13 protein-coding genes and 1 pseudogene are annotated in these 15,445 nt (G+C 46.9%); 6 read left to right on the plus strand and 8 right to left on the minus strand.

From position 1 onward, the window contains the following. Nucleotides 1–43: 43 nt before the first annotated feature. Nucleotides 44–1,633 carry an amidohydrolase gene (locus C0638_RS00190; RefSeq protein WP_102163282.1) on the minus strand — a complete coding sequence of 530 codons (1,590 nt, stop codon included), beginning with the start codon at nt 1,631–1,633 and terminating at the stop codon, nt 44–46. A 47-nt stretch (nt 1,634–1,680) separates the two neighbouring features. Continuing rightward, entirely contained in the window at nt 1,681–2,379 is a 699-nt protein-coding gene (locus C0638_RS00195; protein WP_102163283.1) for a 4'-phosphopantetheinyl transferase family protein, read from the minus strand. 226 nt (nt 2,380–2,605) lie between these two features. Here C0638_RS00195 and C0638_RS00200 point away from each other — a divergent pair, with 226 nt between their 5' ends. Then, nucleotides 2,606–4,072 carry an RICIN domain-containing protein gene (locus tag C0638_RS00200; protein ID WP_013370178.1) on the plus strand — a complete coding sequence of 489 codons (1,467 nt, stop codon included), beginning with the start codon at nt 2,606–2,608 and terminating at the stop codon, nt 4,070–4,072. Between the two features lie 107 nt (nt 4,073–4,179). Here C0638_RS00200 and C0638_RS00205 read toward each other — a convergent pair whose 3' ends face one another. Together C0638_RS00205 and C0638_RS00210 are read right to left on the minus strand one after the other, a co-directional pair. Further along, a complete protein-coding gene (locus C0638_RS00205) occupies nt 4,180–4,695 on the minus strand; it encodes an acyl-CoA thioesterase (protein ID WP_014599583.1) in 516 nt (171 codons plus the stop codon). A 99-nt stretch (nt 4,696–4,794) separates the two neighbouring features. Then, entirely contained in the window at nt 4,795–5,343 is a 549-nt protein-coding gene (locus C0638_RS00210) for a helix-turn-helix domain-containing protein (RefSeq protein ID WP_102163284.1), read from the minus strand. Nucleotides 5,344–5,744: 401 nt separating this feature from the next. On the opposite strand from C0638_RS00210, the gene C0638_RS00215 reads away from it, so the two are divergent. The 5 genes from C0638_RS00215 (at nt 5,745) to C0638_RS00235 (ending at nt 11,468) form a co-directional block, all read left to right on the plus strand. After that, entirely contained in the window at nt 5,745–6,983 is a 1,239-nt protein-coding gene (locus tag C0638_RS00215) for an MFS transporter (RefSeq protein ID WP_025676411.1), read from the plus strand. Nucleotides 6,984–7,327: 344 nt separating this feature from the next. Beyond that, nucleotides 7,328–8,053, plus strand: a complete 726-nt coding sequence (locus tag C0638_RS00220) for an AzlC family ABC transporter permease (RefSeq protein WP_058829278.1) — start codon at nt 7,328–7,330, stop codon at nt 8,051–8,053. After that, nucleotides 8,050–8,379, plus strand: a complete 330-nt coding sequence (locus tag C0638_RS00225; protein WP_058711792.1) for an AzlD domain-containing protein — start codon at nt 8,050–8,052, stop codon at nt 8,377–8,379. The genes C0638_RS00220 and C0638_RS00225 overlap by 4 nt, the downstream gene beginning before the upstream one ends. 489 nt (nt 8,380–8,868) lie before the next feature. Next, complete coding sequence (yhbH, locus tag C0638_RS00230) at nt 8,869–10,035, plus strand: sporulation protein YhbH (RefSeq protein ID WP_013370159.1); 1,167 nt, start codon at nt 8,869–8,871, stop codon at nt 10,033–10,035. Then, nucleotides 10,032–11,468, plus strand: coding sequence for a SpoVR family protein (locus C0638_RS00235; RefSeq protein ID WP_058711791.1), 1,437 nt, complete (start codon nt 10,032–10,034; stop codon nt 11,466–11,468). Before yhbH ends, C0638_RS00235 begins: the two co-directional genes overlap by 4 nt. Before the next feature lie 67 nt (nt 11,469–11,535). Here C0638_RS00235 and C0638_RS00240 read toward each other — a convergent pair whose 3' ends face one another. From C0638_RS00240 to C0638_RS00255, 4 genes and pseudogenes are all read right to left on the minus strand, one after another. Then, a complete protein-coding gene (locus C0638_RS00240) occupies nt 11,536–12,720 on the minus strand; it encodes a hypothetical protein (RefSeq protein WP_058711790.1) in 1,185 nt (394 codons plus the stop codon). 125 nt (nt 12,721–12,845) lie between these two features. After that, nucleotides 12,846–14,429, minus strand: a complete 1,584-nt coding sequence (locus C0638_RS00245) for a sensor histidine kinase (RefSeq protein WP_058711789.1) — start codon at nt 14,427–14,429, stop codon at nt 12,846–12,848. Next, nucleotides 14,426–15,112, minus strand: a complete 687-nt coding sequence (locus tag C0638_RS00250) for a response regulator transcription factor (protein ID WP_025676402.1) — start codon at nt 15,110–15,112, stop codon at nt 14,426–14,428. The genes C0638_RS00245 and C0638_RS00250 overlap by 4 nt, the downstream gene beginning before the upstream one ends. A gap of 74 nt (nt 15,113–15,186) precedes the next feature. Then, nucleotides 15,187–15,333 (minus strand): annotated as a pseudogene (locus tag C0638_RS00255) (protein aroM); the annotation flags it as partial. Nucleotides 15,334–15,445: the final 112 nt, after the last annotated feature.

Genomic DNA, 15,445 nt, shown 5'->3' on the forward strand with positions numbered 1-15,445 from the left:
AAAGTGAAGTTGAAGGCTTTTGCCATACATACGTATCACCAGCCTACGACCGATATGCAACTTGCCCGTTCACAACGGTCATCCGTACCTTAACATCCAGTAAAGCCTGGTGACTTTCCGATACATCGCGGTCAATAACGGTAAAGTCAGCAGCTTTGCCTTCAGCGATTGTCCCTCTTTCATTAGCTTCCCCAGCGGCTACTGCGCTTCCCATAGTAAACAGATGAAGGGCTTCGTGAACATCCAGCTTCTCAGCTGGAAGATAACCTTCATGCATTTCTTCCGGCTTGGCGCGAGTCACTGCCGCATGTATACCCAGAAATGGGTTTAATGGCTCAATCGGCGCATCACTGCCTCCAGCGCACGGAATGCCTGCTTGCAGCAGCTTTTTCCAGGCATACAAATATTCGCTCCGTTCTTTCCCAACTCGATCCAGCACCCAGGGAAAGTCACTGGCGACAAAACGAGGCTGGATGTCCGCAATCAGTGGCAGCTTCGCCATTCTTTTGACCAAATCAGCCCTTAGCACCTGCCCATGTATCAGACGATCCGGCAACCCGCTTTCCTTCGTTGGTCCATGAGCCTCCATCGCTGTCAAAATCATATGCGCCGCTTCATCTCCGATGGCATGTACAGCCACTGGAAAGCCTGCGGCTCTGGCTGCTGCCACCATCTGATTTAGCTCTGGCTGTGGTTGGATGGCCATTCCACACGTATGTGGAGCATCACTATAAGGTTTGGATAATAAAGCCGTTCTTCCACCAATAGCGCCATCAGCAAACATTTTAATCGCACCGATTTTGAACCACTCATTTCCGGTACCTGCACGCAGCTCCTGTACTTTCACTTCTTCCATAAATGGATGATAGATGAGCTGGTGTGTGCGAAATGCAAGACCTTCTTCTCTCAGCTCTCTGTAAATTCGCTGCATTGTCTCCACGCTGCCCAAAAAACGTAAATCCTCCGTATGCACAGCAGTCAGCCCCAGCCGTAGCGCATCCAGACAAGCTCGCCGGATCGTATCCTTCTTCACCGAATAATCCGGCTCTGGCTGCACGCTTGTAAAGGCAAAGGATGCTTCCTCATAAATTAATCCATTTAATCGACCCTCTGCGTCCCGTCCATAGGCTCCTGAAGCCGGATTAGGGGTGTTCTCGTTAATACCTGCACGCCGAAATGCCTCTGAATTGGCTAAAAACGTATGAAAACACGTACGGGTCAGATATACCGGGTGCTGATCTGTAATAGCATCTAGCTCAGCTATATTCGGAATTTCAACAGGAATAAACGCATTTTCGTTCCAATTAAGACCTAAAATCCACTCACCTGGCGGTGTTACAGCGACCCGCTTGCGCAGCATAGCCAGCATTTCGTCCTTGGAAGTAGCTGATGTTAAATCCAGCATAGATAGCTTCATACCATGCATAGACAAATGCATATGGGCATCGGTTAAGCCCGGCAGTACATGGGCTCCCTCCCAATCCACGGTTTCATACTCCTTACCAGATAACTGCAATTCAAGCTCCCGAGCATTTCCAATGGCCTGTATGCGGCCATGCTGTACAACGATGGAGTCTCCTTTGGTAGCCCAGTCCCCATATAACCTGCCGTGCTTGAACAAAACGAATGTCAACGCCACTCATCTCCTTTTTTCCAACTATACGCTTGATCTGCTGCATATTACGCCAGGGTTGCTACTTCCAAACGTAGTGTATTTATATCTACCTGCTGTACCACCTGTGCAAAGTCATCATGAGCTGCACAGACAGCCATTTTATAATCTGGGTCTAGCTCATACTGCTTAAAATGACAATACTCCGTAGTAAAGCCCTCTGTCGTGAAACCTATAGACGGTTGTGTTTCCAACTCGAATGAAAAAGACTTTAACGGAAGCGTTAGCCCCTGTCCTTCGGCCTTCACAAAACTTTCCTTAAGCGTCCAAAGATCGTAAAAATAGGATAAACGACTCTCTGCATCCTGATGCATTAATGCATCATACTCTGTGTCCGAGAAGCACACCCTGCCTACTTCAAAATCAATAGGACGGAGCTGTTCAATGTCAATACCAAGCGGATGATCATCGATAGCGCATACTACCCATTTTCCCGAATGGGAAACATTAAAATGAAATGCCGGCGCATTCAACAAGGAGGGCTTGCCAAAAGCATTGTATGTAAACTGAAGGCTGGCATTCGGTATTTTTAATTGTCGACAAGCCAACCATCTTAACAACACATCAGCGTATAACCCCCTCAAAGCGTCTTCCCGATGTAAAAAACGATCCAACTTGTGCTGTTTTGCCAGCGAAACCCGATTTACCAGTAATTCGTAATGATTCTCAGCCTCTGGCTTGCTCGTATCAATCGCGTATATTTCCATGGTCGCCTCCCGTATATCCTAATGAATATAATACGTTTGTACACTCACTATTCGATTGAAGTCTGTCAAATTTGGATGACGCTTGCCATATACATGGTCAATATACTACTCTAGCACTTTCAATTCAATATGGATACAATTGGGATAGGCAGCTCTTCAAAGCTACTTCTATAGAATTTACTAATGAAAGCGCTTTAAAATAACACATACAGAGGAGGACGAAACGATGAAATATGATTTTGCCCGCTTGCTGTGTATTATGCTCACTATTTTGCTTTCGTTAAGCATTTTTCAGATGTTCTCACCTAAGATTGCTTCAGCTACTTCAGCGAATGTAGTAAATGGAATTCAGTTTAAAGATACAGATGGAAACGTGGTCCATGCCCATGGGGGCGGAATGATCAAAGTGGACGGTTATTATTATTGGTTTGGTGAAAACCGTAATCCGAATGGAACGTTCAAGGCGGTATCCGCTTATCGTTCCTCGGATTTAAAAAACTGGGAGTTTCGTAAAAACGTGCTGACCAGCAGCTCGGCCGTAGAGCTGAATGTATCGAATATTGAACGTCCGAAAGTAATTTATAATGAAAAAACACGCAAATACGTATTATGGATGCACAAGGAAAACGGGATTAATTACAACGAAGCCCGAGTGGCAGTTGCCTCATCTGATACCGTAGACGGCGATTATACGTATCAGGGCAGCTTCCGTCCGCTGGATTATGATTCACGTGATATGACTGTATACAACGATAACGGTACTGCATACCTGATATCGGCTACCCGTGTAAACGCGGATCTGAACATTTATCGTCTAACACCGGATTTTCTTCAAGTTGAATCGCTGGTAACTACACTCTGGCCAGGACAATATCGTGAAGCGCCGGCGATGTTCAAAAAAGGAGACGTCTACTTCCTGATTACATCCGGGGCAACTGGCTGGAATCCCAATCAGGCCAAGTATGCTACTGCGTCCAGCATTGAAGGAACCTGGAGCAATACGATGAACTTCGGGGACGGGACGACTTACGGTTCACAGTCGGCCTACGTCATTCCTGTTGAAGGTACGCAGACGACCTCATATCTGTATTTGGGCGACCGTTGGGCTGGGGCGTGGAGCGGTCCTGTGCAGGATTCGCAATATGTGTGGTTGCCACTGCGTTTTCCAACTGCAACTTCATTGGCCATGGATTGGTTCGACAGCATTAACGTTGATACCGCCAGTGGTGTGGTTGAGGGCATAACTACGCCGATGGTCATCGACCCGGATGCTTATTATCAGCTGGTAAGTCGCAAGAGCAACAAGCCGCTAGGCATCATTGGCAATGCGACGATAGACGGAGCAGATCTAGAGCAGCGTGCGAATTCCGGAGCACCAAGCCAGCAATGGCAGCTTAAGGATGCAGGCGGCGGATACTATAAAATTGTGAATCGGAACAGCGGGAAGCTGATTGGTGTTGAAAGCGGTGCTACAGCGGACGGCGCAGTGATCGAACAGTGGAATGATGGAGGCTGGTCCAGCCAGCATTGGCAGCTCGTATCCGTAACCGGGGGCTATTACAAGCTGAAAAATCGGGCAACTGGCAAGCTGATCGACATTTCCGAAGGCGCCACTGGCGATGGAGCCAAAGCCATTCAATGGGGCGATAATGGCGGGACGAATCAGCATTTCCGTGTAGTTAAAGTGGAATAGCTCAAATCCTTACCAAAAGGAGCCGTCATCCGAACAGATCTTAGTGATCGTAACGGAAAAACGGCTCCTTTTTACGCAAAAACGTAAGATGGGTGATGTCTAGTACACTACACTTCCCACGGAAAATCTGTCGTCAGAAAACTGGCCAGTTGCTTGCTTTCTTCCCTCCGCTGACGCCGTATGGCTGCGCGCGATGGAGCTGTCTGGTGTAATTGTATTTGCTCCTCTGTTTCCGGAATCACCTGTGGGACGGTCACTTTACGATTGTTCTCGTCCAATGCCACAAAGGTCAGGAAGGCGGTGGCTGCAATTTTGCGGTCGCCTGTCATTAATCCTTCGCGAATCACTTTTACGAATACCTCCATCGAGCTGCGGCCTGTCCAAGTTACGAACGCTTCCAGCGTGACAGAATCGCTCGGGTGGATAGGCAGCAAAAAATCCACCGAATCTGTAGAGGCTGTAACTGTGTTCGTACGGCACAGCTTGGCGGCAGCAATAGATGCGATATCGTCGATATACGACATCAATCGGCCTCCGAAGAGCGTGTTATGATTGTTGATATCATTGGGAAATACTCGGGACGTCTTAAAGCAGTAGGTTTCTCGGATGTACTTGCTTTCCATGGGTTCTTTCCTCTCTTTTCCTCGTTGCTCTCTTTTTATATCTCAGGATTTTGTAGAATCCTGTGTCGAAGTCTGTTGTAGACTATGTTAATCATCCCACTAATCCGCATAATAAATCAATACATAAAAATCGGCATCCTCATCCGAATCATTACGATAGGTATGAAAATTAGATCCTTGAAATTGTACGGCGTCCCCTGCACTCAGTTTGAGCTGTTGCCCCTGCATTTCAAAGTACATTTCCCCACGGATCATGAGAATCGTTTCCTCTCCCAGATGCTCTTCTGCCTTGTGTGTAAAGCCTGGCTTCAGACTTACCGTGAATACCTCGAACTTCTTTTCCGAGTGATACGGGAAGACAGGGTAAACAAAATAGTTACCGCCCTCATCAATAACTGGATGCAAATCTGCTCTCCGAATCTTCGTGATTTGCGGCGGGTCTTCTTTAAGAAAGGTCGAGAAGGATACGTGCAAGCCGTTCGCAATCTTCCAAAGCGTGGTTACCGTAGGATTGGATCTCCCCTTCTCAATTTGAGCCAACATCCCTTTGCTAACCCCTGTCAGTTCAGCCACCTTATCCAAACTAAGTCCTCTAGTCTTCCTGATTTGAGCCAAATTAGAACCAATAATATATTGCATTGAATCCACCGAATTATACCTCCTCATATCCAAAAGTCTATATATGAAGAATACACAAAAGTACCCGCTGTATATAGACTGTATTGTAAAATATCACTTATCTTTTGCAATTTAGAATACACGATTTATTATCCACATTAGATTAAGTGTAGCCGATCAAGGTATATATAAAAGCTTAAACGGGAAGTAGACATGCTACAATTTACTCTATTATGGTCAGGTTCCTCGTTTACTTCAACATGTCAATTAAAACATTGACATTGAATATAAATGTCCTTAAACTTCACTTATTAAAATGTTTTTCAAAACTATTGTAATATCTTGAAAGGGGTTGCTATCCTATGTCTTTTCCGTCCCTGAACACCCAACAGGTGAGAAAATCAACGTTAACTATCTAGGAGGGACTAAATTTGAATCCGCAAACCCGCAAGTCCCGCCACATGTACACGATGCAGCTGGCGACAATTTTTATTGGCTTTATTGTATTTGGTATCTCGGAAAATATTAAAGGCCCTGCCATTCCACGCATTCAATTCGACTTCAATCTGGATGAACAGCAGCTCGGAACATTGTTGTCTCTAAACGCACTTGGGTATTTGATTGCCTGCTCGTTCACCGCCGTCCTTGTCCGTAAGTGGGGAATCAAGGCGGTCAGCATTATTTCCTTTGCTTCCATGATCATCTCGGGAGTGTTCATTTATCTGTCGCAGACGTATCCATTCTTCGCCTCGTCCTACTTCTTGATGTATATCGGGAACGGCATGCTGGAGATTGCACTCGCAATTTTGGGGGCGAGGATTTTTGTAAAAAATACCGGCACGATGATGAATTTGTCCCACTTTTTCTATGGGCTTAGCTCAACAGTCGCCCCTTTGCTGGCGACGGGAGTCATGTCACTGACGGTATTTGGACATACGCTGGACTGGCGAGGGATGTATCTGGCTATGTTGTCGCTCTGTCTGCTGCCGATTGTGGCCGCGCTGCTCAGCACCTTCCCGGGAGACGATCTGCAGCATGAGGAACGGACCTCACTCAAGACCCTAACCCGCGATCCGGCACTCTGGATGATGGTAATGATCCTGTCGTTTGGAGTAGTCTCCGAGCTCGCAGTTGGAGGCTGGCTAGTTAACTTTTTAGAGAAAGCGTATTCATGGAGTACAGTAAAGGCGTCCAGCATGCTCTCCGCGTTCTTTCTTACCTTCTCGTTGGGGCGCCTGTTGCTTGGTCCGCTCACAGACCGAATGGGGTTTGTGCTTTCGACGATTTTATTCTCCGCCTTCTCAGCGATATGTACGTTCGCAGCAATCGCAGGTGGGGAGAGACTGGCGTTTCTCTTTGCCGCATCGGGTGCAGGCATTGCAATGATCTATCCGACCGTGATGGCGTTCATTGCACGGAGATATCCTAAGGACAGTGATACAGCTATTACGTTCGTCGTCACGCTGATGGGCATAGGTAGTGTCATTGGCAACTATGTGATCGGCTGGGTAATCGAAGGGGTCAAGATAGTCTACGGTGCAACCACTGAGCTTGGCATACTGCGCGGGCTTCAGGCGGGATATGGAGTTATTGGCCTATGCGCAGCCATCTGCGCGGTCTCGGGAATTATTCTCTACGGATATCTGAAAAAACGGCAGGAGCTTATATAAGCCACCACTTTAGGGTTGTCCCATAAGTCATGAACTGACTGGGGCGCCCTTTTTTTACGAACTCCCCGCTCAGTCAAAACAGTCCTTGTATGAACACATCCGAGCTGCTTTGACTACTCATCAGCTTTTGTCCGTTTGCCATTTTGAAGGGCTCAAGGCAATTCTCCTGTAGTCTACTTTATTAGACTGTTTCTGATTAGAAGAGTGTGGCCGAAAGTGTACAATAAGACTACGTGTTCGCTATAGGAGATATTCAATATAACATACAAACGTATAATATATTGATGCTTTGCAACTTCCGTTATATACTATTATAAAATTTATACACTGGGGGTAAGGTTGAAATGTCCATAGCTTCGGAGTTGAGTGGAACAAAGCGCGATTCACTCAGCTTTTTACAAGGGGTTAAAGATTGTATTCCTACACTGCTTGGTTATGTATGTATTGGATTCGCGGCAGGCATTGTGGGCGCTTCATCAGGGGTTAGCACCATGGAAATTGGTCTGATGTCAGCGCTTGTATACGCAGGCGCCTCCCAGTTTATTATGTGCTCGATGCTGGCTGCAGCCAGTCCTCCATCTGTCATTATTTTAACGACATTTATTGTGAATGCCCGCCACCTGCTGTTAAGTGCGTCATTGGCTCCTTACTTTTCTAAATATTCACTGTGGAAAAACATAGGCATTGGTATCCTTTTAACGGATGAATCCTTTGGAGTAGCGTCGGATAAATTGGCTAAAGGCGGGCAGGTCAGTGACCGCTGGATGAACGGACTTAATATTACAGCTTATCTCGCTTGGATTGCCTCCTGTGTGGCTGGTGGAGTGCTCGGGAATTGGATTTCCCAGCCGGAAGCTTTTGGTCTGGACTTTGCCTTACCTGCAATGTTTCTAGCCCTGCTCATTTCCCAGCTCCAAAGTGTCCAGACCTCCAAACTCAAGCATCGCCTGCTGCTTGTGCTATGTATGGCCGTTCTAATGTACCTTTTATCCTGGTGGGTGCCATCACATATCGCCGTCATTGTAGCGACCATGATCACCGCAACGATTGGAGTGTTAACCGACAAATGAATATTAATCCCAATGTGCTATATATCATTATCGGTGCGATGATTGTCACAGCCATCCCAAGGATCATTCCCTTTGTCGTGCTGCAAAAACTGACGCTACCCAAACCCGTGTTGCAGTGGCTGTCCTACATCCCCATTTGCATTTTCACGGCACTGGTCATGGAAAATCTGCTCGTACGAACCGAAATCTCGGTCACTCTTAATGGGCAAGTGCTTATAGCGGTCCTTCCTACGCTGGTGACCGCTTTGTGGAGTAAAAATTTGCTGGCTACTGTGCTTGTCGGTATTGTGAGTATGGCTGTAGTTCGACTTTTGTGGATGGGGTAGAAATTGGTGCACAAAGGCGACCACTTTGGCTTTCCCACCATTGCTCTATCCTCTCCGCTGCTTTAAGCCAGATGAGATTCTACCTTCTCCTAAAAAAAGGAGAAGTCATTATTGATTATGTGGTCAATGCAGCCATCAAACACAAAGCAGCGATTCTACAATACCGAGAGAATTGCTGCTTTGTGGCCCCCTACCTCTGTTCTTTTTATTATTCCCCGTCGTTCTTCCTAATGGAGACAACATATTTTCCTCCCTAAAGTCACTTTCACGTTATGAAAGGTAAGATGAAACTGGTAGCCTAATCTTTCAGAGTACACTCCATCCTTAACCAAGGTTCTCCATTCTTTTTTTACATTTTTTACTTTCATTATAAAAGCAAACGGGCAGAATTTAAATCGAGTTCCATCACATATCGTACATCCCCGTGAATATACTTAATAACCAACAAGGCCAAACTGTGCCGTGTATCCACTTGGGGGGTGCCTAACAATGACGGAACCACGCCAGCCATATTCATTCGTCGTATCCCGCGAAGATTGGTCGCTGCATCGCAAAGGGTACCAGGACCAGCAACGCCATCAGCAGAAGGTCAAAGATGTCATTAAACAAAATCTACCCGATCTGATTACGGAAGAAAATATTATAATGTCGGACGGTCAACAGATTATCAAAGTGCCCATTCGCAGTCTGGATGAATATCGCTTCATTTATAACTACCAAAAGCAAAAGCATGTAGGCCAAGGGGATGGCGACAGTCAGGTGGGAGATGTCATCGGACGTGATCCTGCTTCCCAAAAGCCAGGTAAAGGTGAGAAAGCAGGCGACCAACCGGGACACGATATTATGGAAACAGAAGTCAGCATAGAAGAACTCGAAGATATGCTGTTTGAGGAAATGGAATTGCCGCATTTGCAGCAAAAAGATAAGGATCAAATTGAGGTTGAATCTATCGTATTCAATGATATACGCAAAAAAGGCATGCAAGCGAACATTGACAAGAAACGAACGATTCTCGAAAATCTGCGCCGCAACGCGCGTGAGGGGAATCCGGGCATTCATCATATTAGTCCGGACGATCTTCGCTACAAAACATGGGAAGAGAAGACCATTCCCCAATCCAATGCGGTAATTATCGCTATGATGGACACCTCAGGCAGTATGGGATCTTTTGAAAAATATTGCGCCCGCAGCTTCTTTTTCTGGATGACCCGCTTTTTGCGTCGCCAATATGAAAAGGTGGAAATTGTTTTTCTTGCGCATCATACCGAAGCCAAGGAGGTTACGGAGGAAGAATTTTTTACTCGCGGTGAAAGTGGCGGCACAATCTGCTCTTCTGCCTATTTGAAAGCATTGGAGATTATCGATAAACGCTATCCTCCTTCGACTTATAATATTTATCCCTTCCATTTCTCCGATGGCGATAACCTAAGCTCAGACAATGAACGGTGTGTGAAACTAATCGAGGAGCTTATGAAGCGCAGCAATATGTTCGGCTATGGAGAGGTGAACCAATATAATCGCAGCAGTACGCTGATGTCAGCCTACAAGAATATTAAAACGGATCAGTTTATGTACTATGTCATCAAGGAAAAAGGTGAGGTATACCAAGCCTTACGTACCTTTTTTCGCAAACGGGAAGGGGGAACGGTAGGATGAGCACCGATCAGAAAGAGCTTGAGTACGCGATATCAGAAATTATGGAGATTGCAGATGGATTCGGGCTCGACTACTACCCGATGCGGTATGAGATTTGTCCGGCGGATATTGTATACACATTCGGGGCGTATGGTATGCCCACGCGCTTCAGCCACTGGAGTTTCGGAAAAACATTTCACAAGATGAAAATGCAGTACGATTTTGGATTGAGTAAAATCTATGAGCTGGTCATTAACTCCAATCCCTGCTACGCTTTCCTGCTGGATGGAAATTCTTTGGTGCAAAATAAACTGATTGTCGCCCATGTACTGGCACACTGCGATTTTTTTAAACACAACGCCCGCTTCTCGGCCTCCAACCGCAATATGGTAGAGAGCATGTCTGCCACCGCAGAACGGATCAGCAGCTATGAAATGGAGTACGGCTCAAAGGCCGTGGAATCCTTCATTGACTCTGTACTGGCGATACAGGAACATGTAGACCCACAGCTCATCAAACCAAGGCATCTGGATAAACAACGCTACATGGAACTCAAAATCAAGGAGCAAAAAGAACCTAAAAAACACCAGCGTCCCATCGGACCTTACGATGATCTGTGGTCACTGGACACAGTAAAGCAGCATGATTCAGCCGAGGGTATTAAGGTACGCCAGTTCCCACCGGAACCTGAAAAAGATATTGTCTGGTTTATTCAGGAATTCTCCGAGGTATTGGAGGACTGGCAGCGGGACATCATGACGATGCTGCGGGACGAAATGCTGTATTTCTGGCCCCAAATGGAGACCAAAATCATGAATGAAGGCTGGGCCTCCTATTGGCATCAACGGATTGTCAGAGAACTGGATTTGACTGGGGATGAAACCGTTGAATTTGCCATGCTGAACGCCTCCGTTGTGCAGCCTTCCAAGCAAAGCTTGAATCCGTATTATTTGGGATTGAAAATATTTGAAGATATTGAAAAGCGATGGGATAACCCGACCCGCGAGGAGCAAGAGCGCCAAGGACGCAAACCGGGCGAAGGGCGAGCTAAAATGTTCGAGGTGCGAGAGTTTGATTCGGATACCTCCTTTATACGCAATTACATGACCAAGCAACTAACGGAGGATTTGGATCTGTACGTGTTTGAAAAACGGGGACCGGATTGGAAAATTACCGATAAATCCTGGGAAAACATACGGGATCAGCTTGTGTTCTCACGTGTAAATGGAGGCTCCCCTTATATCGTTGTTGAAGACGGAGATTATCTGCATACAGGCGAGTTAAAGCTCAAGCACCAGTATGAAGGCATTGAACTGGATTTAAAATATATGGAGCGTACGCTTCCGTATGTATATCAGCTATGGGGGCGCACCGTTCATTTGGAAACAATGATTGAAGGTAAGCTCGCCTTATTTTCATATGACGGTAAGAAACATCATCGCAAATTTGTATAGTGATACACAATCGAATAACCAGCCTAATTAAAAAAGGTGCATTCCGAAGAAGGAAATGCGCCTTTTTTTACTGCTTTTTCTTAAATTCGACGATGTAGCTCTGATTCAGTTGTTTTCCACCTTCCGAAATGTTCTGGTACATGGATAAAAACCGGGCGGAAGGGCTCCACACTGTTGGACTGTCATAGGACTGGATATCGGTCGTAACGGGAGTGGTTTTACCCGTGGATTGGTCAAACACATACAACCCTCTCATACCTTGCTGATCCTCATCATAAATGGAAAAAGCAAGCTTGGACCCGTCGCTGGACCAGCTTCCACGACTCATTAAAGTCCCTTGACCCACGATCCCTTTCTCTTTGCCTTGTTCATCCAAAATGATCATACAAGCAGGTTCGGATGTATTCCATTTCCGCTTTTCAATGGCAATAGATTTACCATCAAGCGACAAGGCAAAAGACATGGCCCCCTCTGCAATGGTCACAGCTTGAGGATGATTGAGAGTGAACCGATTCAGTACCGGATACCCTTGTTTATCATGGCCTGTATAAAATATGGCGTTACCCACTTTTTCGACATGAGCAATTAATTCTAAGTGATTTGGATCTTGAAAACTCAATTCTTCAGCTTTGCCGTCCAGTCCAATCAGATGTATCTTACCGTCTGGTGTACCTGTAATGAGATGATCCCTATCGCCCCAGCTCACTTCGTTAGTCATGTCCAGCTGGCCAACCGATGTAACCTTGCCGCTGCTTAGCTCTAAGATATAGCCCTGAATATCATACTTGCTGCTGGTGCTGCCCTCCGTAAAAAAGACATGGCGCTGATCCGGAGAAACCACAGCAAGTAACTGTAGAGCCTTACGACCTGGTGTTAAAACTCGTTCCTTATTGGTCTTTACATTATGAATCCATAACTGATTCTGACGTTCCACAATCAGCTCTTCATCACTCAGCCATGACCTCGCGTAGACATCCCCCAGCCTGTCAATGGACTGTACCACCAGCTCGTCCGATACTTGCTGCCGAGCTGCCTTCATGTCAATCACAGTAAGCTTTTGCCCCGGTTTCATACCGGATGTTGGAATTGTCTCTCCTGCGCTTTTTATGCCGCAGCCGCCGAGCAATCCTCCAGCGATCAAGCCAGTCATGAGCAATCCTGTGACTTTGTGTCTGAAAAAGCGTGCATAGGGATGTTTGAGACGAGGAAAGCCGTTCTTTTGCCCGTGGCTGTCTAGGTTTCTCTTCATCATGTACAACGGCCTCCTTGTTAACGTTACCCCCAGCTTAATGCCTGAACATCTCGTGAATACATCGAATTGTTTCCAAATTGTAAATAAGACAACATTTCCAGTTCTATAGCTATCGAGCGGTCCAACTACTGGAAGCCATCGTGAACCAACAGGGGTAGCCTGAGCGAAAATTCATTGCCACTTGCACCTGAATGACCATTGCCATTTTCCAACCCGGTTTCGTCTGAAGCTGTGAGCTGCAACTCTCCACCCATGCGCTCCGCCAGTCTGCGTGCCAAAGGCAGGCCAAGTCCCGTGCCACTGTCTTGACGAGAACGATCACGACTTAAGGTAGCAAACGGCTCAAAAATCATGTCCCATTTTTCCCGAGGAATCCATGGACCGGAATTGCGTATATACACTATCACGGTGTCCTTTTCCACTCGATTAGATAACGTAATCCAGCCTTCGTCCTGATTGTATTTCACTGCATTATCCAGCAAATTCAGCACAATATGCATCAGATGCTTAGGGTCTCCACACACCTTGGCTGGAATGGTATTCATCGAAAAATTCAGTCCACGCGCCGCAGCTTTCCCCCGGATTCGGCTACCTGCATCTTCGAGCAGCAAATGCAGCTCCACTTCCTCCGTATGTAATTCAAAATCATATTTGTCCAGCACAGATAGTCTCAGTGAATCCTCGACAAGCTCATACAACCGTTTGGTTTCCTTACCGATACTTTCTCTGGCTTCACGCACCAATTCGGGATCATCCCCATACATATCCAGCAAATCAGCATAAGCCTGAATAGAGGTCAACGGAGTCTTCAGTTCATGGCTGATATTGCCAATAAAAGTCTTTTGCTGCTGCTCTAGCTCTCTCAAACGCCGAACCGCTTCTTCCAGCCGAAGCTTTTCATTTTCGAGCGCGGTAATACTTGCCCGGATCACATGACTCATCTGGAGCATCCCTTCATCCAGCCTTCCCAGCTCGTCCTGCCGTCGCAGCAATCTGGCTTCTGGATAGTGCCCTGCCGAGATCTGCTCAGAAGCGCGAGTCAGTCGTCCGATGTCCCTCGTCTGGCGGCTGACATAGCCTAAGCCAAGAATAAAGCTTAAGACCAGCACCGCACCTCCTGTCCATAAAAACAAGCGGGCAATGTCCTGGTAAAACTGCTGCTGTGCTTCTATTGAGCTATGAAGCTGTACCACTCCCAGCAAGCCGTCTGGACCTTGAAGCGGAGCTAGATAGGTCACTGAGCTACCTTCTGTAATATACGCAATTTTCCCTTGGAGCGCATAAGAAAGCGCCTGACCGACATCTGTTCTATAAGCCAGTGGCAGAGAATTTCCGACCTCATGCCCCCGACCATCATATAAAATAACGCGCATATTACTGGACACACCGAGTTCCACGGCAAGCTGTGGCGCTTGCTTTTTCATGAAGTCTTCGGGTGATTGGCCAGTTCCCAACAGGTAAGACTGTTTTACGCGCATCTCCACGATTTCCACCTGACGCTTTAAGCCGCGTTCCATTTGCTCTGTCTGATTGGCACGAATACCAGTAAGCACGAGCCAGCTCAGCACACCGACAGTAAACAGCAGTAAAGCCGCCAGGACCAGCGGAAATTTCCAGCGCAGGCTCAAGCCTGTACGCTTATGTTTATCCTTCGGTAGGTCAGTAGACTGCAAGCTTTCTTGTGTATGGAGTGAATGATGTTCGTTCACGTCATTTTCTCCGCCTTATAGCCGATTCCATATACGGTCTGCAGCATCGACTGGTGCGGTTCCAATTTTTTGCGCAAGCGCTGAATATGAATATCCACCGTCCGCGTTCCTCCCACATAATCAATGCCCCATACTTGTTCCAACAGATCGTCCCGTGTATACACCCTCCCAGTATGGGACACCAGCAGAGCCAGTACATCAAACTCCTTGGGGGTCAGATCCAATGCTTTTACTCCGAGTTCGGCCGTTCGGCTAGATGGACGCACTCGTAATGGACCCAGTATTACCTCCGTTCCTTCCGGCGCAGGTCCTCCTTCTCGTTCCAGTCTCCGTACTAATGCCTTAATACGTGCGAGCAGTTCTCTCAGGTCAAACGGCTTGCTCATAAAATCGTCTGCTCCCAGCTCCAGTCCAAGCACCTTATCGACGATATCATTTTTGGCGGTTAGCAGTAGAATACCAACGCCCTTCCGGCTTTCCAAACGGCGACACACCTCATATCCGCCCAGTTTGGGCATCATCACATCCAGTATGAGCACATCCGGGTGGAACAAACGCACTTTTTCCAATGCATCCTCTCCATCCACAGCAGTTTCCACCAAAAAACCTTCCCGCTTTAACGCATAGGCCAGTGCATTCCGAATACTCGCCTCATCGTCCGCTATCAGTATTCTTTTATCCATGTCCTTCCCTCCCTACCTCAAAAAACGTTCATGAACATATCATCGGTCATGCCAGGCATAGTTGCCAGGCGAGCTCCAGCCGCTGCCCCAAGTGCCTGCACCAGCTTGGCCCGTCCTTCTAATGCCCTTTCTACGATAGGGGCTACATCTGACCGAAGAAGGGATTGTCCAATCGTAATCATTCCAAGCTTATACATCTTGAATCTCTGCTTTCGCTTCATTTTATTTTACGCTCCTGATGACAAAGGGCAAGCCTGCCGCCTGCCCTTATCAGGTGTTTCCATAAGATAGGAGCTTAAATTGGAATGAGCAGGCTATTGGCGTTCCGAAAGT

Source organism: Paenibacillus sp. lzh-N1, assembly GCF_002872435.1.
In the GTDB taxonomy this organism is placed as follows: domain Bacteria; phylum Bacillota; class Bacilli; order Paenibacillales; family Paenibacillaceae; genus Paenibacillus; species Paenibacillus polymyxa_C.

Bases quoted from the DNA above. Each gene is read 5' to 3' on its own strand.
- C0638_RS00195 (WP_102163283.1), bottom strand. From the start codon at position 2,379: ATGGAAATATACGCGATTGATACGAGCAAGCCAGAGGCTGAGAATCAT.
- C0638_RS00200 (WP_013370178.1), top strand. From the start codon at position 2,606: ATGAAATATGATTTTGCCCGCTTGCTGTGTATTATGCTCACTATTTTG.
- C0638_RS00205 (WP_014599583.1), bottom strand. From the start codon at position 4,695: ATGGAAAGCAAGTACATCCGAGAAACCTACTGCTTTAAGACGTCCCGA.
- C0638_RS00220 (WP_058829278.1), top strand. From the start codon at position 7,328: ATGTCCATAGCTTCGGAGTTGAGTGGAACAAAGCGCGATTCACTCAGC.
- C0638_RS00225 (WP_058711792.1), top strand. From the start codon at position 8,050: ATGAATATTAATCCCAATGTGCTATATATCATTATCGGTGCGATGATT.
- yhbH (WP_013370159.1), top strand. From the start codon at position 8,869: ATGACGGAACCACGCCAGCCATATTCATTCGTCGTATCCCGCGAAGAT.
- C0638_RS00235 (WP_058711791.1), top strand. From the start codon at position 10,032: ATGAGCACCGATCAGAAAGAGCTTGAGTACGCGATATCAGAAATTATG.
- C0638_RS00240 (WP_058711790.1), bottom strand. From the start codon at position 12,720: ATGATGAAGAGAAACCTAGACAGCCACGGGCAAAAGAACGGCTTTCCT.
- C0638_RS00250 (WP_025676402.1), bottom strand. From the start codon at position 15,112: ATGGATAAAAGAATACTGATAGCGGACGATGAGGCGAGTATTCGGAAT.